At 65.4% G+C, this 19,345-nt stretch carries 22 protein-coding genes; 8 read left to right on the top strand and 14 right to left on the bottom strand.

Annotation, left to right across the window (positions count from 1 at the left end; genetic code table 11):
* Nucleotides 1-45: 45 nt before the first annotated feature.
* Nucleotides 46-288 carry a sulfurtransferase TusA family protein gene (locus tag JO391_RS11645; protein WP_220660659.1) on the top strand — a complete coding sequence of 81 codons (243 nt, stop codon included), beginning with the start codon at nucleotides 46-48 and terminating at the stop codon, nucleotides 286-288.
* Here the strand turns inward: JO391_RS11645 and JO391_RS11650 are convergent.
* The 6 genes from JO391_RS11650 to lepA form a co-directional block, all read right to left on the bottom strand.
* Entirely contained in the window at nucleotides 274-2,901 is a 2,628-nt protein-coding gene (locus JO391_RS11650) for an Rne/Rng family ribonuclease (protein WP_220660660.1), read from the bottom strand. The genes JO391_RS11645 and JO391_RS11650 overlap by 15 nt on opposite strands.
* 678 nt (nucleotides 2,902-3,579) lie before the next feature.
* Nucleotides 3,580-3,738, bottom strand: a complete 159-nt coding sequence (locus JO391_RS11655) for a hypothetical protein (protein WP_220660661.1) — start codon at nucleotides 3,736-3,738, stop codon at nucleotides 3,580-3,582.
* Nucleotides 3,739-4,208: 470 nt separating this feature from the next.
* On the bottom strand, nucleotides 4,209-4,610 hold the full coding sequence (locus tag JO391_RS11660) for a hypothetical protein (RefSeq protein WP_220660662.1): 402 nt from the start codon (nucleotides 4,608-4,610) through the stop codon (nucleotides 4,209-4,211).
* Nucleotides 4,611-4,801: 191 nt separating this feature from the next.
* Nucleotides 4,802-5,413 carry a GTP pyrophosphokinase gene (locus tag JO391_RS11665; protein WP_259444897.1) on the bottom strand — a complete coding sequence of 204 codons (612 nt, stop codon included), beginning with the start codon at nucleotides 5,411-5,413 and terminating at the stop codon, nucleotides 4,802-4,804.
* Nucleotides 5,414-5,415: 2 nt separating this feature from the next.
* A complete protein-coding gene (locus JO391_RS11670; RefSeq protein WP_220660664.1) occupies nucleotides 5,416-6,429 on the bottom strand; it encodes a hypothetical protein in 1,014 nt (337 codons plus the stop codon).
* A gap of 70 nt (nucleotides 6,430-6,499) precedes the next feature.
* The gene (gene lepA / locus JO391_RS11675) at nucleotides 6,500-8,299 is read right to left on the bottom strand and encodes a translation elongation factor 4 (protein ID WP_220660665.1); all 1,800 of its coding nucleotides are present in this window, start codon (nucleotides 8,297-8,299) and stop codon (nucleotides 6,500-6,502) included.
* A gap of 105 nt (nucleotides 8,300-8,404) precedes the next feature.
* Here lepA and JO391_RS11680 point away from each other — a divergent pair, with 105 nt between their 5' ends.
* Genes JO391_RS11680 through JO391_RS11690 form a run of 3 tightly spaced genes read left to right on the top strand, consistent with a single transcriptional unit; the run spans nucleotide 8,405 to nucleotide 10,391 of the window.
* Nucleotides 8,405-9,427 carry an LLM class flavin-dependent oxidoreductase gene (locus JO391_RS11680; RefSeq protein WP_220660666.1) on the top strand — a complete coding sequence of 341 codons (1,023 nt, stop codon included), beginning with the start codon at nucleotides 8,405-8,407 and terminating at the stop codon, nucleotides 9,425-9,427.
* Complete coding sequence (locus tag JO391_RS11685; protein ID WP_220660667.1) at nucleotides 9,427-9,621, top strand: 4-oxalocrotonate tautomerase; 195 nt, start codon at nucleotides 9,427-9,429, stop codon at nucleotides 9,619-9,621. The genes JO391_RS11680 and JO391_RS11685 overlap by 1 nt, the downstream gene beginning before the upstream one ends.
* Nucleotides 9,618-10,391 carry an alpha/beta fold hydrolase gene (locus JO391_RS11690; RefSeq protein ID WP_220660668.1) on the top strand — a complete coding sequence of 258 codons (774 nt, stop codon included), beginning with the start codon at nucleotides 9,618-9,620 and terminating at the stop codon, nucleotides 10,389-10,391. Before JO391_RS11685 ends, JO391_RS11690 begins: the two co-directional genes overlap by 4 nt.
* Here JO391_RS11690 and JO391_RS11695 read toward each other — a convergent pair.
* Nucleotides 10,330-11,004 (bottom strand): TetR/AcrR family transcriptional regulator, encoded by a 675-nt coding sequence (locus JO391_RS11695; RefSeq protein WP_220660669.1) that lies wholly within the window; start codon nucleotides 11,002-11,004, stop codon nucleotides 10,330-10,332. The genes JO391_RS11690 and JO391_RS11695 overlap by 62 nt on opposite strands.
* 242 nt (nucleotides 11,005-11,246) lie before the next feature.
* On the opposite strand from JO391_RS11695, the gene JO391_RS11700 reads away from it, so the two are divergent.
* Nucleotides 11,247-11,564 carry a hypothetical protein gene (locus tag JO391_RS11700; protein WP_220660670.1) on the top strand — a complete coding sequence of 106 codons (318 nt, stop codon included), beginning with the start codon at nucleotides 11,247-11,249 and terminating at the stop codon, nucleotides 11,562-11,564.
* Between the two features lie 60 nt (nucleotides 11,565-11,624).
* Here JO391_RS11700 and JO391_RS11705 read toward each other — a convergent pair whose 3' ends face one another.
* From JO391_RS11705 to JO391_RS11735, 7 genes are all read right to left on the bottom strand, one after another.
* Nucleotides 11,625-12,077 (bottom strand): low molecular weight protein-tyrosine-phosphatase, encoded by a 453-nt coding sequence (locus JO391_RS11705; RefSeq protein ID WP_220660671.1) that lies wholly within the window; start codon nucleotides 12,075-12,077, stop codon nucleotides 11,625-11,627.
* The gene (locus JO391_RS11710) at nucleotides 12,074-12,751 is read right to left on the bottom strand and encodes a pyridoxamine 5'-phosphate oxidase family protein (protein WP_220660672.1); all 678 of its coding nucleotides are present in this window, start codon (nucleotides 12,749-12,751) and stop codon (nucleotides 12,074-12,076) included. Before JO391_RS11710 ends, JO391_RS11705 begins: the two co-directional genes overlap by 4 nt.
* 108 nt (nucleotides 12,752-12,859) lie before the next feature.
* A complete protein-coding gene (locus JO391_RS11715) occupies nucleotides 12,860-13,411 on the bottom strand; it encodes a 2OG-Fe(II) oxygenase (RefSeq protein ID WP_220660673.1) in 552 nt (183 codons plus the stop codon).
* A gap of 59 nt (nucleotides 13,412-13,470) precedes the next feature.
* Entirely contained in the window at nucleotides 13,471-14,373 is a 903-nt protein-coding gene (locus tag JO391_RS21730; RefSeq protein WP_220660674.1) for a copper uptake system-associated protein, read from the bottom strand.
* 253 nt (nucleotides 14,374-14,626) lie between these two features.
* Nucleotides 14,627-14,971: a DUF2946 family protein gene (locus tag JO391_RS11725; RefSeq protein ID WP_220660675.1), complete on the bottom strand. Its 345-nt coding sequence runs from the start codon at nucleotides 14,969-14,971 to the stop codon at nucleotides 14,627-14,629.
* Between the two features lie 190 nt (nucleotides 14,972-15,161).
* A complete protein-coding gene (rpmB, locus tag JO391_RS11730; protein WP_220660676.1) occupies nucleotides 15,162-15,449 on the bottom strand; it encodes a 50S ribosomal protein L28 in 288 nt (95 codons plus the stop codon).
* Between the two features lie 150 nt (nucleotides 15,450-15,599).
* Nucleotides 15,600-16,976, bottom strand: a complete 1,377-nt coding sequence (locus JO391_RS11735) for a M24 family metallopeptidase (RefSeq protein ID WP_220660677.1) — start codon at nucleotides 16,974-16,976, stop codon at nucleotides 15,600-15,602.
* A 125-nt stretch (nucleotides 16,977-17,101) separates the two neighbouring features.
* On the opposite strand from JO391_RS11735, the gene JO391_RS11740 reads away from it, so the two are divergent.
* The 3 genes from JO391_RS11740 (at nucleotide 17,102) to JO391_RS11750 (ending at nucleotide 19,344) form a co-directional block, all read left to right on the top strand.
* Nucleotides 17,102-17,833: a hypothetical protein gene (locus JO391_RS11740; protein WP_220660678.1), complete on the top strand. Its 732-nt coding sequence runs from the start codon at nucleotides 17,102-17,104 to the stop codon at nucleotides 17,831-17,833.
* A 139-nt stretch (nucleotides 17,834-17,972) separates the two neighbouring features.
* Entirely contained in the window at nucleotides 17,973-18,164 is a 192-nt protein-coding gene (locus JO391_RS11745) for an ArgP/LysG family DNA-binding transcriptional regulator (RefSeq protein ID WP_220660679.1), read from the top strand.
* Nucleotides 18,165-18,366: 202 nt separating this feature from the next.
* Nucleotides 18,367-19,344: a ParA family protein gene (locus tag JO391_RS11750; protein ID WP_220660680.1), complete on the top strand. Its 978-nt coding sequence runs from the start codon at nucleotides 18,367-18,369 to the stop codon at nucleotides 19,342-19,344.
* Nucleotide 19,345 lies beyond the last annotated feature (1 nt).

Consider the following 19,345-nt stretch of genomic DNA (forward strand, 5'->3'; position numbering starts at 1 on the left):
ACTCGACCCTACCCTGCGCGCGACCGCCGGGCTATCACTTCGCCCATGACCGAGATCTTTCTGGATTGCGACGGCCTGCGCTGCCCCCTGCCTGTCCTGCGCGCGCGCAAGCGCCTGCAGGACATGGCGCCGGGCAGTATCCTGGCCGTGGCTGCAAGCGACCCGATGGCGGCGATCGACCTGCCTCACTTCTGCCGCGAGGCGGGGCACGATTTCCTGTCAGCGCAGGAAGCCGGCCCCGTCACGATCTACCGCATCCGCCGGGGCGGTTCGTCAGCGCCCGAGTGACCACCAGCCGGAACGCCGTGGCTTGGCGGGGGCTTCCGCCTCGCCCGGATCGGCGGTCACACCCTCGGCATTGGCCGGCTGCAAGCCCGGATCGGGCGAAAGCGCAGGCGCCTCGGGCACCACCTCTGCAACGGGCTCGGCAGCAACCGCTTCCGGCACTGGCACGGCCGGCACCTCGGGTGCGGCCTCGGCGCCCTCGTCTGCCGTTGCCGCCACGGGCGCTGTCGCCTCGGCCGGCACCTCCGCCTCCACAGTGGCCGCCTTGCGCGTCCGGCTGCGCGCGGGCTTCTTCGCCGGCGCGGCTTCTGCCACAGGCTCGGCCGCAGCAGGTTCTTCGGCGACGACCGCCTCAGCCTTCGGCTTGCGCGGCTTGCGCACGCGCTTGGGCGGCGCCACCTCTTCGGCCACGCCCTCGATCACCTCGCCCTGGTCTTCTGGCGCAACGGCGATCTCGATCACCTCGACCGCGACCACGACCTCTTCGACGACGCCTTCCTCGACATCGTCGCCCTCATCATCGCCCTCATCACCCGCGGCATCAGAGCCCGCCGCTCCGGCCTCGCCGCCCGCAGCTCCACCCCGCCGCCGCCGACGCCGCCGACGCTTCTTGCGCGGCTGGCCATCGGATGCCGTCGCAGCGTCCTCGACCCCGGCCTCCGGAGTGGCCTCGGGAGCGGCCTCTGCCACCTCGTCTTCTTCGTCCATCGCCTCTTCGACGATGTCCTCTTCCTCTTCGACCGGCGCGCCCATCAGGCCGGCATGGCCCGAAATCACCGGCTGCGCCTCGGGCACAACGCGGGTCGCCGTCTTGAACTTCTCGATGGAATAATCGGGCGAGATCAGCGCCGGATCGGCCTCCAGCCGCACCGACATGCCATACCGCGCCTCGATCAGGGCGATATGCTCGCGCTTCTGGTTGATCAGGTAGTTGATGATCCCGACCGGCGCCTTCAGCAGCACTTCCTTCGACCGCTTTCGCGTTCCCTCTTCCTCCAGCGCACGCAGCACGGTCAGCGCCATGCTGTCGTCCGAACGGATCAGGCCGGTGCCATGGCAATGCGGGCAGGGCTGCGTGGTGGATTCCAGCATCCCCGGACGCAACCGCTGGCGGCTCATCTCCATCAGGCCAAAGCCCGAGATGCGGCCCACCTGAATCCGGGCGCGGTCGGTCTTCAGCTTGTCTTTCAGGCGCTTCTCGACCGCGGCGTTGTTCTTCCGCTCCTCCATGTCGATGAAGTCGATGACGATCAGACCGGCAAGGTCGCGCAGGCGCAGCTGGCGCGCGATCTCTTCGGCCGCTTCCAGGTTGGTCTTGAGAGCCGTCTCCTCGATCGAGCCTTCCTTGGTGGCCCGGCCCGAGTTCACGTCGATGGCTACCAGCGCCTCAGTCACGCCGATGACAATGTAGCCACCCGACTTCAGCTGTACCACCGGGTTGAACATGCCGCCCAGATAGCTTTCGACCTGATACCGCGCGAACAGCGGCATCTGGTCCATGTAGGGCTGCACGACCTTGGCGTGGGACGGCATGATCATCTTCATGAAGTCCTTGGCCACGCGGTAGCCTTCCGCGCCTTCCACCAGGATCTCGTCGATCTCGCGGTTGTACAGGTCGCGGATCGATCGCTTGATGAGATTGCCTTCCTCATAGATCGGCGCCGGCGCGATCGACCGCAGGGTCAGGTCGCGGACCTGTTCCCACAGCCGCATCAGGTATTCATAGTCGCGCTTGATCTCGGCCTTGGTGCGCTTGGCACCGGCGGTGCGGATGATCAGGCCCGCGCCTTCCGGCACATCCAGCTCACCCGCGATTTCCTTCAGCTTCTTGCGGTCGGCGGCCTGTGTGATCTTGCGGCTGATGCCGCCGCCCCGCGCGGTGTTGGGCATCAGGACGCAGTACCGGCCGGCCAGGCTCAGGTAGGTGGTCAGCGCAGCACCCTTGTTGCCGCGTTCCTCCTTGACCACCTGCACCAGCATGATCTGGCGCACCTTGATGACTTCCTGGATCTTGTACTTGCGGGCCCGGGGCTTGCGGGGCGCGCTGATTTCCTCGGCCACGTCCTCTTCGGCGATGGACTCGATCTCGTCGTCGCTGTCGCTGGCGTGGTCGATGGCGTGGAAATGGGTCTCCTCAGCCTCTGGCGCGATTGCGGCCGCCTCCTCGACCAGCGTGTCCCCGCCGTTGTCTTCGCCCAGGTCCACCACATCCATGGCGCCGACCTCGGCGGTCTTCACCTCGTCCGCAGGGGCCGCGGCTTCGGCCTTCGGCTTGGGAGCGGGGCGGCGGCGGGCGCGGCGGCTGTCCTCTTCCTCTTCGGCCCGCGCAAGCGCCCGCTCTTCCTCGATGAGGGCGCGGCGGTCGGCGACCGGGATCTGGTAATAATCGGGGTGGATCTCGGCGAAGGCGAGGAAGCCGTGGCGGTTGCCGCCATAGTCCACGAAGGCGGCCTGGAGCGAGGGCTCCACGCGCGTCACCTTGGCGAGGTAGATGTTTCCAGCCAGCTGCCGCTTGGCTACGGTCTCGAAATCGAATTCCTCGACCTTGTTTCCGTCGACCACGACCACGCGGGTTTCTTCCGCATGGGTGGCGTCGATGAGCATCTTCTTGGGCATGGTCTTTCACTGCGCCCGCGTCCCGCGCCGCCTGGTGGGCGGACGGAGGAGGAAGGGCGGCTTGTTGGGGCGGTCGCGGGCGGGGGCGCGCAGGGGGCGGCCCTCGGGCCTGTCCTCTGCATCGCGGTTCCGGTCGCTCGCGTCATCGCGGTCCTGGGTCATGGGCGGCGGGGCCGCCCCGGGTTGGATGCCGTCGGGCCAGAGCCCTTGGGCGGAAACTCAGCCTTGCGGCCGATGGTGGGCTTCCCGTCCCGCGGTGCGGGGCCATGCGCTCCGGCGGTCGGGGAAAGAATTCCTCGGGCGGGGCAGTCCCCCGCATGGGGCGACCCTAAGGGCAAAGGGCAGGCAATGACAATGGGCAAAAGCCCCGGCCCCGGCCAGGGAGCCGGGGCCGGGGCGGGGCGCCGAAACGGCGTCCGAGCTCGGACGCCCTGTCGGGTTCCATGATTTCAATGGGTTGCGCGTCCACATTAACTTGGACTTAAGCTTTGCCCGCGCCTCGGCTTTTTCCGCGCGCCGCCAATGCGGTGAAGGAAGTGGCAGGGCGGACCGGATGCGCCGGGGCCGGGCGCCGCGGTGGGGGATGGTCGGCGCGGCCTCTGGTGGGATGGCATCCGGCCGCCTGCCGGCCGGGCCGTCACAGGGCCCGGCCGTCCCGGCCTGCCTGCCCTCTGGGGGTCAGCCGAAGACGGTGACGTTGCGGCGGGTGCGGAAAGAGATCACGGTCTTGCGCGCCTCTTCGCTGCGGCGCTCGGCCTCGACGAAAAGCATCGTGCGGTTGCGGCCTTCCAGAGCAGCGAGACGGCCGTTGCGTGCCTTGGAGATGAGATCGCCCATGATGAGATTCCCTGATGTGTCCAGATTTTTCCCGAAACTCGCCCGGTTCCCGTTCCGAAAACCGCCACAAACCCAACCATGAGGCGATCTTTGGTCACGAATGTGTCCGCAATTCGAGTGCAGTTTGTTTCTAATGAGTTGTTTTTATGGAGAAATAAAGGCAATCGGGGCGGCCGCGCCCCCTCCCCTGCCCCGGACCGGCGCGGGCAAAGGCGCACAACCCTATGGAGAGTCAGGCCAATCAAAGGCAGGGTCTGGCGCCGGGGGCCACAACCGGCGATGGCAAGATTGTGGCGAGGCCAGCCCGCATTGCGACCGCCAGCCGCAGCGCCGACACGGCGCGGACATGAAGCAGGCGGGGATTTGCCCCGATCCGCACCGCGCCGCGGGAATCAGGCCCACCGCCCACGGGGGCCAGAACGCGAACGGCCCCGCCGGGGGCGGGGCCGGTGCGGGCCGGGTCGGGCGGTTCAGCGGATGGTAACGTTCGGCGCGCCGTTCTGGCGCAGCTGCTTGAAGACGAAGATCGGCAGCAGGATCTCGGCGATCAGGCTGCCCAGCCAGACCAGCAGCGTGGCGGCCAGCCAGTTGGCCAGCCCGCCCATGTCGAAGCCCGCCATCAGCCATTCGGTGGCCTTGAGCCCCAGGAACACCGCGATCAGCGAGATCGAGCCGCGGATCTGCGGAAAGCTGGTGATCGCCAGCTTGAAGACCAAGGGCCCGGTCAGGACCATCACCCCGGTGAAGACCAGAAGCACGACGATGAAGGAGGCGGCGTCGATGCTGAAACCGGGCAAGAGCGCCGCGGCCAGCAGAAGCCCCACCGCATTGGCGATGAGCGTGACGGCGGTGGAGAGGAGGAAACGGACCATGGGAGCCTCGCGGGTTGCGGTTGTCCCAAGGGCAACACGGGGCGGGGCTTGGGTCAAATGGAAAAGGGGGGGTGGGGTGCGCATTCATTGCGCACCGAGGGGAAGCGCGGACGGGGTGGGTTGGTGCGCAATGAATGCGCACCCTACAGGGCGGACGGGGAGAGTCGGGGTGAACCCCGACCTACGGCTTGCTACCTTTTTCCAGTCAGTCTCGTGGCGTCCAGAACATCCTGAAACGCCTTGTCTGCCCCCCAAGCCAAAGAGGCGGCAAAGCCAGTTAATCGCTTCTGCTCCGCGGAAAGCGGTCCCTCCATAGGCTTGTAGACAAGGTCGTGCTCCGCCTCCGACCATGCATGCTGGAATACCGTCTTAATCTGCAACTCAAAGAACTTGATTTCATCAGCCCCAGCGAACTCCACGCGGCATTCGTCGGGAATGAACATAACGCTATGGTACCCAAAATAGCTAAATTCTCGATCGGCTTTCGGAGACAAGGACCGGTCCTCAATTGATCTCACCCAACCACTCAGCTTCTTGCGCACCGGCTCCACATCTTCAAGGAAAAGCACGACCACTCTAACACCAACCAAGTCTTGAATCTCAATCAGCGGGGCAATGTATTTTGGGTTCCCGCACGAGTCAGTTCTGCTCGCCTTTTCGAAGAATCTTTCGGGATTCTTTGCGCGCGCAGTGATGCGGTCAACCTTAGTATCAGCAAGTACACGCCCAATAAATTCTTCGACCCGCCGCGCGCAGTCCACGAGAAATTGATCATAAAGGTCATGATAGGCCGACCGATCCATATTCACTTAACCCTCCGCAACTTGTCGGCCGCAAGCAATCCTTCGGTGCTTAACCTGACTCTCTCAGTAGTCTCCGTTCTCTCGATGACTTCATACTGTATCACGTTCTCAAAGATTGCACTTTCGGCAGTAATGATAGCCCCCTCCGCAGTCTCAACGGTCCTGTAGGAGTTCACAGAGTTGAAAAGCGAGCGATCAAACTTGAAAGTCTGGTCCGCCGCGGGAGCCGGCATTTTGGAAAGCACCCTCTCGGTCACATGCGCGCTTATGGCGAACTTCTGCAGTATCTCGCGCGGCGACATTACTTGATCATTAATGTTGTCAAGAATCCCAACGAAGTGGTGCAATTCCCTCTTTTCAGCGAATGACGCGCCTGCCGAAGCATCCTTGACAGCTCGCGCAAACCTATCTGTGCCATGCGCGCTAGTAATCTTGAAGTCAGCCTCGAGAAAGTCTTTCACCCAGTAACGAGAAGCATCCTCACGGTAGGAATTGATTTGACGATCTAGGACGTGCCCATCCCAAAACGCGCCCTTCGTCGGAACGCCTGCAAACCTTGCAGACTTGTATGCATGATAATCTTTGACGAAAACCTTGTCCAAGAGTTTTACATCCAGAGAGCCCGAGGCATCATCTACAAGAATAGCGGTATCAGTTGGGAATCTTGCTAGTACGACCACAGTGCCTTTGTTGTCGTTTGCACGAACCAAGAAAAGCAGTCCAAGCTTCGAACGCCTAGTCGTACAAGTCGACAGCTTCTTGGATATCGCTGCTGCCGCATCGAAGCCACCGTTTCTCGAGAATTCCATCAACAGCGATCTAAATGCATTCTCTTGATTTCCGTTACTAGTGAAGGCTATCTCGACTAGACAGTCTGCAGCTGATCTTCCATACAGATCGTTAATGTGCTCGAAGAGCGGTCCCGACAACGGAACCGACACTCCCGTTGGTTCAGGCACGGCATCGGCGCCGCGGTGGGCGCCGGCAAGGAATGCGAAGATTTCAACGATGGCCATCGTGCTGCCCGCTTTGCTCTAATCACCAGCAAGCGTACACAAAGCACCTACACAATCAATGGGCTAGCAATCACTCATCCATCTTCAACGCCGAAATGAACGCCGTCTGCGGGATCTCCACTTTCCCGAACTGGCGCATCCGCTTCTTGCCCTCTTTCTGCTTGTCCAGGAGCTTGCGCTTCCGCGTGGCATCGCCGCCGTAGCATTTGGCGGTCACGTCCTTGCGCATGGCGGAGATGGTCTCGCGGGCGATCACGCGGCCGCCGATGGCGGCCTGGATCGGGATCTTGAACATGTGGCGGGGGATCAGGTCCTTCAGCTTTTCGCACATCTGCCGGCCGCGGGACTCGGCGCGGTCGCGGTGGACCATCATCGACAGGGCATCCACCGGCTCGTCATTCACCAGGATCTGCATCTTCACGAGGTTGTCCTCGCGGTAATCGGTGAGCGTGTAGTCGAAGCTGGCATAGCCCTTGGTGACCGATTTCAGCCGGTCGTAGAAATCGAACACCACTTCGTTCAGCGGCAGGTCGTATTCGACCATGGCGCGCGAGCCGGCATAGGTGAGGTTCAGCTGGATGCCACGGCGGTCCTGGCAGAGTTTCAGGATGTCGCCGAGGTATTCGTCGGGCACCATGATGGTGGCCTTGATGCGCGGCTCCTCGATGTGGTCGACATAGGTGAGGTCGGGCATGTCGGCGGGGTTGTGCAACTCCTGCATCGTGCCGTCGCGCATGAAGATGTGGTAGACCACGGAGGGCGCGGTGGTGATGAGGTCGAGGTCGAATTCGCGCTCCAGCCGTTCGCGGACGACTTCGAGGTGCAGAAGGCCGAGGAAGCCGCAGCGGAAGCCGAAGCCGAGCGCGGCGGAGGTCTCCATCTCGTAGGTGAAGGAGGCGTCGTTGAGGGCGAGCTTCTCGATGGCGTCGCGCAGCGCCTCGAAATCGGCGGCGTCGACGGGGAAGAGGCCGCAGAAGACCACGGGCTGCGCGGGCTTGAAGCCGGGGAGCGCCTCGGCGCAGGGGCGGCGTTCGTGGGTGATGGTGTCGCCGACGCGGGTGTCGCGGACCTGCTTGATCGAGGCGGTGAAGACGCCGATCTCACCCGGCCCGAGTTCCGGCCAATCGACCATCTGGGGGCGGAGCACGGCGAGGCGGTCCACGCCGTAGGTGGCGTTGGTGGCGATCATGCGGATGCGGTCGCCCTTGCGGATCACGCCGTCGATGACGCGGATCATGACGACGACGCCGAGATAGGCGTCGTACCAGCTGTCCACCAGCATGGCCTTGAGGGGGGCGTCGCGGTCGCCCTTGGGGGCGGGGAGGCGCTGGACGATGGCTTCCAGCACATCGGGGATGCCGAGGCCGGATTTGGCCGAGATCGGGATGGCGTCGGAGGCGTCGATGCCGATGACATCCTCGATCTGTTCCTTGACGCGGTCGGGGTCGGCGGCGGGGAGGTCGATCTTGTTCAGCACGGGCACGATGTCGTGGCCCGCGTCGATGGCCTGGTAGACGTTGGCGAGGGTCTGGGCTTCCACGCCCTGCGAGGCGTCCACCACCAGGAGCGAGCCTTCCACGGCGCGCATGGAGCGCGACACTTCATAGGCGAAGTCGACGTGGCCGGGGGTGTCGATCAGGTTCAGGACATAGGTCTTGCCGTCCTTGGCCGGATAGTCGATCCGCACCGTGTTGGCCTTGATGGTTATGCCGCGCTCACGCTCGATATCCATGGAGTCCAGGAGCTGGGCCTTCATGTCGCGTTCGGCCACCGTCCCGGTCATCTGGATGAGCCGGTCGGCCAGGGTGGATTTGCCGTGGTCGATGTGGGCCACGATGGAAAAATTGCGGATTTGTGCGAGCTCGGTCATGGGCCGGGCATATAGCTTGAAGGGGCGGTGCAAGAAAGGGGGAATGGCCGTGGCTTGACAGGGTAGTACGCTTGTACCAACCTGAGCCTCGCAAGGGAGGCGCCCATGGATTTCGTGCATTTCCTGTCCACCCACATGCTGGACCCGCAAACGGGCGGAAAGCGGCTGTATGCCGACACGCTGGCGCAGGCGGTTCATGCCGAAGCCTGTGGCTATCGCGGCGTGGGCATTCCGGAACATCACCTGGTGAACATCCTGTTGATCCCCTCGCCCTTGCAGATGGCGGTGGCCATCGCGGCGCGGACCGAGCGGGTGAAGCTGGTCACCTCGATCTGCCAGCTGCCGATCCGCGACATGCGGGTCTTTGCGGGAGAGGTGGTGCAGGCGCAGGCCCTGTGCGGCGGGCGGCTGATGCTGGGCGTGGGCAAGGGGGCCTTCGGCTTCGAGACGGGCCGGATCGGCGTGCCGATGGAGGAAACCAAGGCCCGGTTCGAAGAGGCGCTGGCGGTGCTGGAGGCGCTCTTGACGCAGGAAGAGGTCAGCTGGGACAGCGAACACTACCGGTTCGATGCCCTGACAATCATGCCCCGGCCCGAGGATCCCATTCCGCTGATGCTGGGTGTGATGGCCCCGCCCGGCATCGAGGCGGCGGCGCGCAAGGGATATCATGTGCAGACCACGCCCCTGAGTGCCACGCATGGCGTTCTGGAAAGCCAGGTGGCGGCCTTCCATCGCGGCCGCGAGGCGGGGCCCGGGGGCAACCGCCTTTCGTTGCAACGGGGCGTCTTCCTGGTGCGGTCCGAGGCGGAACGGCGGCGCATGGTGGATCTGGCGCAGGTCTATTACTCCAGCTTTGACAATGTGTTCGGGGGGCCCGGCATCGTGGACGCCGGGATCATCCGCCCCCTGCCCCGCACCCAGACCGCCGAGGAACTGGCCGGCAACCTGATCATCTGCCAGAAGGATGAAATGATCGACCGGCTGGCCGCCTATGCCGAACTGGGCATCGACGAGGTGATCGTGACGTCCATCTTCGGCCAGCCGCAGGACGAGACGCTGGAGATGATGTCGCGCTTTTCCTCGGACGTGATGCCCCACCTGACCCACCTGAACCGAAAGGCTGCCTGATGCCCATGATCCGTATCGAGATGTTCGAAGGCCGCACGCCCGAGCAGAAGCGCGCCTGCGCCGAGGCCGTGACAAAGGCCTTCGTCGAAACCTGCGGGGGCACGCCGCAGTCGGTGTCAATCATCTTCACCGATGTGGCCAGGCAGGACTGGGCGACCGGCGGGCGGCTGGCCAGCGACCCGAAACCCGAATGAGCGCGGTGCACTCGGCCTATTCGGTGGCGGGCGACGGCCCGGCATTGTTCCTGATCCATGGCATCGGCGCCCGGCGCGCCACCTTCGACCGGCTGATCGAGGGGCTGCGCGACCGCTTCACCTGCATTTCCTACGATCTGCGCGGCCACGGGCTGACGCCCTGGACGGGCGGGCGGTTCGGGCTGGACGATCTGGTGGAGGATCTGGAGTCGCTGCGCGACCGGCTGGGAATCCGGAAGGCGCATTTCGCCGGCCATTCGCTGGGCGGCATGATCGGCCCGGCCTATGCGCGGCGCCATCCCGACCGGGTGCTTTCGCTTGGGCTTTGGTCAACCGCCGCCTTCCGCGACCCCGACGACAGCCAGAAGGTGCGCGCCGTGGTGGCCGCCATGCGCGATAAGGGCATCGGCCCGGTGCTGGACACGCTGACCGCGCGCTGGTTCACCGATGCCTTCTGCGCCGCGCGGCCCGATGTGATCGACTGGCGCAAGCGGCAGGTGATGGACACCGACCCGGATGTGTTCCTGAACGTCTTCGACATCTATGCCGAAACCGAGATGGGCCCCTGGCTGCACGAGATCGCCGCCCCCGCCCAGATCATCACAGGCGAGCTGGACGGCGGCTGCAACCCGCGGCTCAACCGGCTGATCCATCAGGCGATGCCGGGGTCGCAGCTGGAAATCCTGGACGGGCTGAAACACGCCATCTTCATCGAGGCGACGGATCGGGTCCTGCCCCATGTCCGCCGGTTTCTTCTGGCGCAAGGCTGACCCGCGCGAGGTCGATCAGCGTATCCAGGCTGCGGCGCACCGCCAGGCTGTCGCGGCGGCGCGCCCAGTCGAGCCAGAGCCCATCCAGCGCGGCCATGATCGTATCGGTGATGTCGGGCACGCGCACCTCTGTGCCATGGCCCTCGGCCAGGGCAGACAGCAGCAAGGTCAGCCGCTGGCGATAGCAGTCGTAAAGCTCGGCCTCGGTCTGGGCCAGTTCGGGATGGGCCAGCGCCGCCGACCACAGGTCGATGCGCATCCGCAGATGACCAGGCGCCAGGAATTCCTCGGTGAAGGCCGCGTTCAGGAAGGCGGCCAGCCGGTCCGGCACGGAGCCAGAGGCGCCGGCATCGGCGGCATCCGACGCGGCGCGCAGGTCTTCGGCCAACTGGCGGTAAGACGCCGCCAGCAGCGCATCCATCGACGGGAAGTTATAGGTGATGTGCCCCAGGGAAAGCCCGGCCTCTGCCACCACCTTGCGCGCCGTCAGGCGCGACCAGCCTTCGCGCTCCAGCACACGAAGCGTGGCGCGGATGAGCTCCTGCCGCTTGGCCGTCGACCGGGGGCGAACGAAGCCGCCCGGAGTGATTCTCTCTGGGTCATCTTTGGACATCCGGCAGCAACTCCCGGTAGATACTCGCAATCGGACCGCCGCACGCGCAGCGGGTCTGGACACCACCCGATCTGGTGTGTTCCTTCGTTTACCATCCCATTCCTTGCGGCAATCGGCAAGTCCTTGCCGGACCAAGCCGCCAGATTGAAAAAACGCTTGGGACAGGGCATGATAGGCCCCAGAAAACGACCGGCGGCGGAGGGATTTTCCGGCCCCGGCAGAGGCAGATCATGAGGCAAAGAATGAAGAAACCGGTCCTGCTGGCGACCCTTTCAGTTGTGTCCCTTCCCCTGTTGTCCAGCTTCGCCTTCGCGGGCGGCCCAATCCAGAGCGCCTGCCTGCGCTCGGACCGTCCGGGCGCGACGAAGTCGATGTGCGGCTGCATCCAGCAGGCCGCCGACCAGACCCTGACGAATTCGGAACAGCGCCGCGCGGCGAGTTTCTTCAAGGACCCGGACAAGGCGCACAAGGTCTGGCTGTCCAAGTCGGACCGCGACGACGAATTCTGGGAGCGGTACAAGAACTTCGGTGCCACGGCCGAAGCCTATTGCGGCGGCTGACCGCCGGTCGCTTCGCGGTTTCGGGGCGGCCAGTGGCCGCCCTTTGTCATTCCGGGCAGGTCAAGTGGCAGATAACCGGCGCACCAGCGCCTGCGACGCCGCTTCCACCAGATCCAGCACCCGGTCGAACTCTCCCGTGTACCAGGGATCGGGCATGTCGCGCAGGCCAAGTTGCGGCACCAGGTCCAGGAACAGCGCGGGCCGCGTGCCCTGCCCCTTTCGCAGATCGGTCAGGTCCTGCAGGTTGCGGCGGTCCATCGCATAGATCAGGTCGAAGCGGGTGAAATCCTCGGGGCGCACCTGGCGCGCCCGCTGCTGGCGCAGGTCATAGCCGCGCCGGAGCGCGGCCGCCACAGAGGGTGGGTGCGGCGGCTCGCCCGCGTGCCAGCCGCCCGTGCCGGCGGAGTCCACGGTGACGCTCAGCCCCGCCCTGGCCGCCATCGCCCGGAACACGCCTTCCGCCGTGGGCGAGCGGCAGATGTTGCCCAGGCAGACGAACAGAACCGCGGTCACTCCGCGATCTCGCCAAAGCGCCAGCGCCTCAGTCCCTCGGGCAGGGTTACCCCTGCGGGCAGGTCGGGTGCGGGGATGGGCGCGCCTGTGGCCAGGCTGATCGGCAAGAGCCCCGACCAGACAGGAAAGCTGCGGTCCTCTTCGGCATCGCTGCCGCCGGGGGCATGAGCGCCGATCTTGGCCGAGGCTTCGGAAATCGGCAGCGACAGGATGCCGGTGGCTGTCAGTTCCTTGTCGGTGATCGGGCGCAGGGTTTCCCACCGGCCGGGGAACATCCTGTCGAACATTGCCTGAAGGTGGCGGCGCTTTTCCGAAAGGTCGGTGATGGCGCGGGCCTCGCCGAAGATCATCACCGACCGGTGGTTGACCGAATGTTCAAAGCCGGACCGCGCCATCACCATGGCATCGACCAGCGTGACGGTGACGCAGACCTGCGCCCCCTTCCCCGCTTTCAGGCTGCGCGAGGCGGAAGAGCCGTGCCAGTAGATGTGGTCGCCCTCCCGCCATTGCAGCGTGGGGATGACCACGGGCGCGCCGTCCATGACATAGCCCACATGGGCGACCGGCATGGCATCTAGGATCGCCTCGATGGTGGCGCGGTCATAGGCGGCCTTTTCCGGCACCCGGCGCAGGCGGGTGCGGGGAGACGGCGCGGCAGTGGGACGGGGGGGCATGGGCGGCTCCGGCTTTGGCTGGGCCGGACGCTAGAGGCGACCGCGGGGGCAGGCAAGGGGGCAGGCAAGGGGCCTGGTAGGCGCAGGCACGCGCAGCGGAAGGCGGCTCTACCGGAAGGCGGGGCCGTGGGCCCACAGCGTCAGCGACCAGCGCGTACCGGCGGTCACCGGCGTCACGCGGTGCAGCACGAAGCTGGGGAACACCGTGGCCAGCCCGCGTGCACGCGGTGCGGTGCGCACATGGCTGTCGGGCCAAAGCTCCAGCGCCCCGCCCTCGTAATCGCCGGGATCGGACAGTTGCACCACCACGGTCAGCTTGCGACGGCTGGCGAGCTGACCCTCGCCGATGTCGGAATGCCAGTCGAAATGGCCCTCGCGTTCGGCGCCATAACGCGCAACCTGCGCGCTTTCGCCGAAATCGGTCAGGTCGAAGCCCATGGCCTCGCGGTTGGCGCGGGCAACCAGGCCGATCATGCGGTCCATCACCCAGCCCGCCTCGGGCAGGTCGTCCAGCCAGGCGATCTCGGCCCGGCGGATGCGGTGTTCGGTGGTCTGGCGCACGAGGCCCGCGTCCCGCATCGGGCCGGCAGAGGCCAGCGCGATCACGCGGTCGCAGTCTTCGGGCGAAAGCGCCTCTGGCAGGGTCAGGAAAGGGGTCATCGCGGGTCTCCTCGACCCCGCGCCTTAGGTCGCCCTTGGCGCGGGATCAAGGGGCCGGGTCAGTGCGACGCCGGTTCCGAGATCATCACCACGCCCTCGAAGGACGACCAGAGCGCCACCTTGTCGGCGCCCTTGCCGTCTTCGGCCGCGTTGAACAGGGCCGAAAGCTTGTCGGCATCGCTCACGCCATTCTCGGTCAGGAAGGACGGCATCCGCAGGTCGGGCCCGCCGCACAGCACGATGACCCACTGCCCCTCACGCCGCTCCAGCAGCGCACGGCCCCCCTTGTCGCCCTGCGCCCAGGAGGCCAGCGCATGGTCACCCTGCACCACGACCGGCTCGACGGTCAGCGGGTTTTCGGGCGTGTCGAACTGCGCCATCATCACCGCGACGACGGCCTGGTCATCGGTCATGCCCGTGGTGTCCACGCCAGCGCCATTGCCATGCGCGTGGGCGGCATGGGCGCTGTGGTCATGGCCCTGCATGTCCATGCCCTGCATGTCAGCGCCTGCACCGTCACGCTTGTTGTCCACCGGCACTTCGACCACGACTTCGCCGGCATTCTCGAAGGTCAGCGTCAGCGGGAAGGTATCGCCATCCTTCAGCTCCTTCTTCAGGCCCATCAGCATCACATGGTCGCCGCCGCGCGCCAGCGCGATTTCGCCGTGGCCGGGAATCGCAAAGCCTTCCGGCACGGCCAACATCTGCATCACGCCATTGGCATCTTCCTTGTGGGTGTGCAGTTCCACCACCTCGGCCACCTCGGGCGCGGCAGCCGCGACCAGCCGGTCATCGCCCGCGGCATGGTTCACGATCACCATGAACACGGCCCCCGATTGCGGCGACAGCCGCGCATAGGCCTGGTTCACATGAACGCCGTCATGGGCGGCCACGGGAAGGGCGGCCAGCGAAAGGCCAAGGGCAGCCGCGCCGGCGGCCAGGGTCTTGCGGAAATGAAACATCGTTGCGTCCTGCGCAAAGGGGCCAGCCCGGTCAGGGCGGCCGGCTAAGAAAACTCGCCCGGCAAGTCCGGATGAGGATGAGATCAGTGAGGGCCGGGACAATCCGTCCCCTTCCGTCGGGTCGCGTCCCTGCCATCCAGGGCGCCGCCCGGCGAGGCCAGCCCAAAGGCGCCCCAGGCCCGCAAGATCGCGCGACGCTCTTTGGCCCACAGGGGGCCGGCAAGGCTCTGGCGAAGGGCGCCTGGGTCGCGGATCAGACGGCGCCCGGCGGCCCCCGCGCCAGCGGCGGCAGGGACGGTCGGACCCAGCCCGCCACCTCGCCCGGACGGTCCATCCGCATGCCATCGGACAGGGGACGCAGGGCGACCGGCAGGTCAGGCAGGAGGGCGGCCCCCATCGCCGCCAGGCAGAACGGGCAATCATGCACCGGACCTGTCGGGTTGCCGCTTTCATCCACCGCGACGGTGACGATGCCATAGCCCGAACAGATCACGACATCGGTCGCGCCCGCCGCCTGGGCACGGGCCACCGACGCGGTGACCGAGGTCAGCGCAAGCACAAGGGCCAGAAGCCATCCGGTGATCAGGCGGCGTGTCATGCCGCCGGTTCTAGCGCGAAGCGGGCCAAGGGAAAAGGCGGCGACATGACGCCCGGCGCGAGGCAGACTTCTTCGAAGGCGTTTGGCCCGCCCACCCCCAGGCCCGTGACCTCGCCCATCACGAGGCCCACGAATGGCAAAGCCCCGCGCGGCACAGCCGGCGGGGCCAGAACCTTCACGCGACAGAAGATCAGGCCGCGGCCTGAGCCTTCTCGATGTCGCGCTTGATCTTCAGCGCATTGGTCGACAGTTCGTCGTCCTTGGCCTTGGCCAGGAAGGCATCCAGGCCGCCGCGGTGGTCGACGGTGCGCAGCGCCGCCGCCGAGATGCGCAGGCTGAACGACTTGCCCAGCACGTCCGACATCAGCGTCACCTCGTTGAGGTTCGGCAGAAACCGGCGACGGGTCTTGTTGTTCGCGTGGCTGATCATGTTGCCACTCATCGGGCCCTTGCCCGTCAGTTCGCAGACGCGCGACATTGTGCAGTTCCTTCGTGTCAACAGCAAAGGGCGCGGGCGAGGGCCTGCGTCCGAATGGGATTGCGGGCGTGTAAGGGGTTTCCGGCCCCGCGTCAAGCGATTCACCCCCCGGCCGCCACAGCTTGACGGAAGGTCGCGCCGGGCGCCGCCCTAGCCCAGCACGATCAGCTGGCGCGGGTTGAACAGCCAGGGCGCCACGACCCCGCAAGTATCTGCCAGAGGCAACAGGCTGTCCGGCACATCCAGCCCGATGGTCTCGCGCATGAAGGCCTGCCGCCGCGCGATGCGTTCGGCCACCGCCGGAAACCGCGCCGCCAGATCGGCCCGCAAGGCTTCGTCGGCCAGCACATAGCCATCTTCCATCCGGGTCGAGCCATAGACCGGATGCCCAGGAATCACGTCGCACTGCATCGCCATGCCCGAGGCCAGCGCCATGCCCGACCCCTCGAAGATCGGCGAGGACATCCATTCGTCCACCCCGATCAGATGGCCAGGATTGAGGAACACGCCGAAGGTGTCGAAGGGCAGCGCCGCCTGCATCGCCGACCACACCTCGCCCCCCGTGACCCCCGGCCGCATTAGCGAACACCAAAGGCTCATCGCCTCCATGTAGGGAAAGGCAAAGGCCGCAAGGTAGTCCTGCGCCGCCTCGGGCAGGTCGGCCGCGTCATTGGCCAGCCACCCCGCGCGGCAGATGTTCGACCGCCAGTGGCAGATGTTGAAGCTGATCGCGCTGCCCCGCCGCAGCACCTGCCCCGTCGGCCCCGAAAGCCCCTGCGCGGCCCGGTCGCCGCAGGCAAAGGTCGGATGGCACCCCAGGGGCAGCCCGCCCACCCGCGCCGCCTCGAAGGCCGCGAAATCGCTCATCCCCTCGCGGAAGGCAAAGACCATGCGGCTCAGCGCGATCGCCGCCATCTGGTTGGCGAATTCCAGCCGCGCGATCTCGCCCGCATCCACCCGCGCGCGCAGCCCGTGCACCGGATGCATCATCAGGTCAGCCGCGTTTTCCACCCGGCCCGCCACGGCGCGCAACGGGTCGGCGATGAAGGCCGGCAGGTCCAGCGCCGCTTCGGGCACCGCCGCCTCGTCCGCCCCGAACCATTTCCAGCCGATGGCCCCCACCGCCGCACCCGCCGGCACCGCCTCGGCGATCCAATCCGCCACCCGCTTCGTGCCCCTGGGCTGCGAGGGCAGCGAAAAGCTCGCGCAATGCCCCACCGCGATGTCCCCCGCCGCCACCAGCGGCGAGATGCCGGTGTAGGGCAGGCATTCGTTCCCCGCCAGAAGCAGCGCCGCCCCAGGCGTCACCACCAGAAGCGCCTCCTCGAAGCGCGGATCGAAGCCCGTCACCCAGTGCAGGTTGGCCGAATGCTCGCGGTCGCCATAGACGACCGCCACTTCCAGCCCCCGCGCCGCAATCGCCGCCCGCAGGGCCGCCAGCCGCCCGCGATATTCGGCCAGGTCCGGCTCCGCCGGCACCTCCGGCATCCCGAATTCCGGCCAGTCGATCCGCAACAGCTCTGCCATGACATCCTCCCTGTTTTGCTCCAGCCTAGGCCAGCCCGCCACAGGGCGGAAGCCCGATGCACAGGCCCTTGACCCACGAGCAAATCCCTGAACCTCTCCCGCCACTTGCCCCAACAGGACAGACCATGCTCCGCCTTCTCGTCCTTGCCGCCCTCGTCGCCCCTGCCACGGCTTTCGCCAGCCCCGACCTCACCTACCAGTGCGGCGGCGAGCTAGGCTTCACCGTCCGCATCGAAACCGAAACCGGCGTGGCGGTGTTTTCCGGCCCGTTCGAGGCCGAGCTGACCTTCGAACAGGACCACTGGTTCAACGAAGCGCGCGAGGTCCAGTTCTGGGACGAGGAAGAGCCGCCCCAACTCTTCCTCGGGTCCGAACAGTTCGACTGCGGCTTCGCCCCCGGCGGCGCCGGCTATGCCCAACCCGCGCCCGAGGCGACCGAAGCCACCCCCGCCCCGGTGGCCAAACCCTATGCCAGCGTGAAGGGCTGGGAGGTGAGCGCCCTCTTCGACGGCGCCACCTTCGTCTCCTGCGGCGGCGCCAGCCAGCAGGCGGCGGGCCTCCTCAAGGTCGACCAGGCCCCCTGGGGTTGGGAGATCACAGTCCCCGCCTCCCGCACCGAGGGATTCGAGGGCGGCCTGGTCACCATCGACGGCAAACCCGTCGACTCCCAGTTCGGCTTCACTCCCGAAAGCACCGCCATCGCCGGCATCTCCGAAGGCCAGCTCGACGCCCTCTTCAACGGCACCTCGCTGACAACCCGCATCAACGGCGAACCCGAAACCACCTGGTCCCTCGCCGGATCGGGCGCGATGGTGGGCAAGGTGGAGGAATGCTTCCAGCGGCAGGGGGTGAGGTAGCCCTCCCCTACCCTTGGCGAGACCTCGACGCCCTCGCCCCACGCCTCTCCAGATCGCCTGCCGGTCCTTCTCCGGCGGGCGCCCCATCCGCCCAAGGACCGCCCGCCCTGAGGGACTGCTCAAGGCCTGCCTCGGCGGCATGGGCTGGGCGCTGAACCGCGACACCCTCGCCCGCCCCCACCTCGCTACCGGCGCCCTCGTCGACCTCTCCCCCGGCGCCCCCACCGAAGTCCCCCTCCACAGGCAAATCACCCGCCTCGCCGAAAGGGCGCTGGCGCCGCTGACACGGGCGGTGATGGAGGCGGCGCGGGGGGCGTTGGTGACCTCCTAGAAACCCACAAGGTAGAACCATGGACGTCCTGAAAGAGCAAATGAAGCCATCCTGTGCAAACCTGATCGAGCCACCAACGCTACATCCCGAAAAAATGAGACTAGCCATTTTCAACCGGCTACTAGATGAGTAGGATGACCGCAGGTTGGGGCAGTGTCTCAACCAAGGAATCCTTAGGCATTGCCTGAACCGGGAGAACCGCATGAAAGCCGTGGCTTTCTTCAACAACAAGGGGGGCGTCGGCAAGACTACACTTTTGTGCAACGTGGCTGCCTTCTTTTCCCAAGAACTAGCGAAAAAGGTATGCGTTGTCGACTGTGATCCTCAGTGCAATGCCTCGCAATATCTGTTCCACGATAGCTTCCTTGAGGGCGTTATAGAGAAGCCAAGCGAAAACATTGAAGCACTTTTCACTGGGCTTATGGCAGGTGAGGGTCATGCAGGCAAGATCCCCATCAAACGCTCCGCATCCTTCTCTGTGGACGTTGTTTGCGGCAGCCCCGGCCTCTCTATGGCGGAGGATTTTCTCGCAGAAGAGTGGGCAAGCCTTAACACACAGCGCGGGCTTTCCAGCACTATGGTATTTAGGAAGGGCCTTCAGTCCCTAACTGATTACGACTACGTCTTCTTTGACGTAAGTCCGTCTCTCGGCGCTATCAATAGGACGGTCTTGCTTTCTAGCGACTATTTCATAAGCCCAATGTCCATCGACATATTCTCGCTCAAGGCGTTCAAGAACATTAGCGCTTGGATGGGAAAGTGGAGGGCCCACTGGGCGTACTCAGTGAATAGTCCTATGCTCGACGAGACGAATCCAACCGTAAGGGATGCCAAAATAGTAAAAGGTGCTAATTTCATCGGCTACGTCTCCCAGCAGTACACTGCAAAGAGGGACGCTTCGGGCGAGCGCCGACCGGTCAAATCGTATGATGAAATTGCGAAGCAGATAGATGAACAAATCGATGAGCACTTCAAGAACGGGCTTCGCCCTCCAAGTCCGTTTGAGATCGGAACAATTCCGAATCTTCATAGCCTAGCTCCAATGTCGCAATCTAGTCGCAAGCCCATATTCTCTCTTACTGGCAGGGATGGCGTCGTTGGCGCACACTTCCAGAAGGTTAAGGATGCAAAGAGAATATTTTCTTCGGTTTCCCATGAAATATTGGAGCGGGTAAGCTGAA

Origin of the sequence: Neotabrizicola shimadae (assembly GCF_019623905.1) — a bacterium.
GTDB lineage: Bacteria > Pseudomonadota > Alphaproteobacteria > Rhodobacterales > Rhodobacteraceae > Neotabrizicola > Neotabrizicola shimadae.

Bases quoted from the DNA above. Each gene is read 5' to 3' on its own strand.
- JO391_RS11645 (WP_220660659.1), top strand. From the start codon at position 46: ATGACCGAGATCTTTCTGGATTGCGACGGCCTGCGCTGCCCCCTGCCT.
- JO391_RS11650 (WP_220660660.1), bottom strand. From the start codon at position 2,901: ATGCCCAAGAAGATGCTCATCGACGCCACCCATGCGGAAGAAACCCGC.
- JO391_RS11655 (WP_220660661.1), bottom strand. From the start codon at position 3,738: ATGGGCGATCTCATCTCCAAGGCACGCAACGGCCGTCTCGCTGCTCTG.
- JO391_RS11660 (WP_220660662.1), bottom strand. From the start codon at position 4,610: ATGGTCCGTTTCCTCCTCTCCACCGCCGTCACGCTCATCGCCAATGCG.
- JO391_RS11665 (WP_259444897.1), bottom strand. From the start codon at position 5,413: ATGGATCGGTCGGCCTATCATGACCTTTATGATCAATTTCTCGTGGAC.
- JO391_RS11670 (WP_220660664.1), bottom strand. From the start codon at position 6,429: ATGGCCATCGTTGAAATCTTCGCATTCCTTGCCGGCGCCCACCGCGGC.
- lepA (WP_220660665.1), bottom strand. From the start codon at position 8,299: ATGACCGAGCTCGCACAAATCCGCAATTTTTCCATCGTGGCCCACATC.
- JO391_RS11680 (WP_220660666.1), top strand. From the start codon at position 8,405: ATGGATTTCGTGCATTTCCTGTCCACCCACATGCTGGACCCGCAAACG.
- JO391_RS11685 (WP_220660667.1), top strand. From the start codon at position 9,427: ATGCCCATGATCCGTATCGAGATGTTCGAAGGCCGCACGCCCGAGCAG.
- JO391_RS11690 (WP_220660668.1), top strand. From the start codon at position 9,618: ATGAGCGCGGTGCACTCGGCCTATTCGGTGGCGGGCGACGGCCCGGCA.
- JO391_RS11695 (WP_220660669.1), bottom strand. From the start codon at position 11,004: ATGTCCAAAGATGACCCAGAGAGAATCACTCCGGGCGGCTTCGTTCGC.
- JO391_RS11700 (WP_220660670.1), top strand. From the start codon at position 11,247: ATGAAGAAACCGGTCCTGCTGGCGACCCTTTCAGTTGTGTCCCTTCCC.
- JO391_RS11710 (WP_220660672.1), bottom strand. From the start codon at position 12,751: ATGCCCCCCCGTCCCACTGCCGCGCCGTCTCCCCGCACCCGCCTGCGC.
- JO391_RS11715 (WP_220660673.1), bottom strand. From the start codon at position 13,411: ATGACCCCTTTCCTGACCCTGCCAGAGGCGCTTTCGCCCGAAGACTGC.
- JO391_RS21730 (WP_220660674.1), bottom strand. From the start codon at position 14,373: ATGTTTCATTTCCGCAAGACCCTGGCCGCCGGCGCGGCTGCCCTTGGC.
- JO391_RS11725 (WP_220660675.1), bottom strand. From the start codon at position 14,971: ATGACACGCCGCCTGATCACCGGATGGCTTCTGGCCCTTGTGCTTGCG.
- rpmB (WP_220660676.1), bottom strand. From the start codon at position 15,449: ATGTCGCGCGTCTGCGAACTGACGGGCAAGGGCCCGATGAGTGGCAAC.
- JO391_RS11735 (WP_220660677.1), bottom strand. From the start codon at position 16,976: ATGGCAGAGCTGTTGCGGATCGACTGGCCGGAATTCGGGATGCCGGAG.
- JO391_RS11740 (WP_220660678.1), top strand. From the start codon at position 17,102: ATGCTCCGCCTTCTCGTCCTTGCCGCCCTCGTCGCCCCTGCCACGGCT.
- JO391_RS11745 (WP_220660679.1), top strand. From the start codon at position 17,973: ATGGGCTGGGCGCTGAACCGCGACACCCTCGCCCGCCCCCACCTCGCT.
- JO391_RS11750 (WP_220660680.1), top strand. From the start codon at position 18,367: ATGAAAGCCGTGGCTTTCTTCAACAACAAGGGGGGCGTCGGCAAGACT.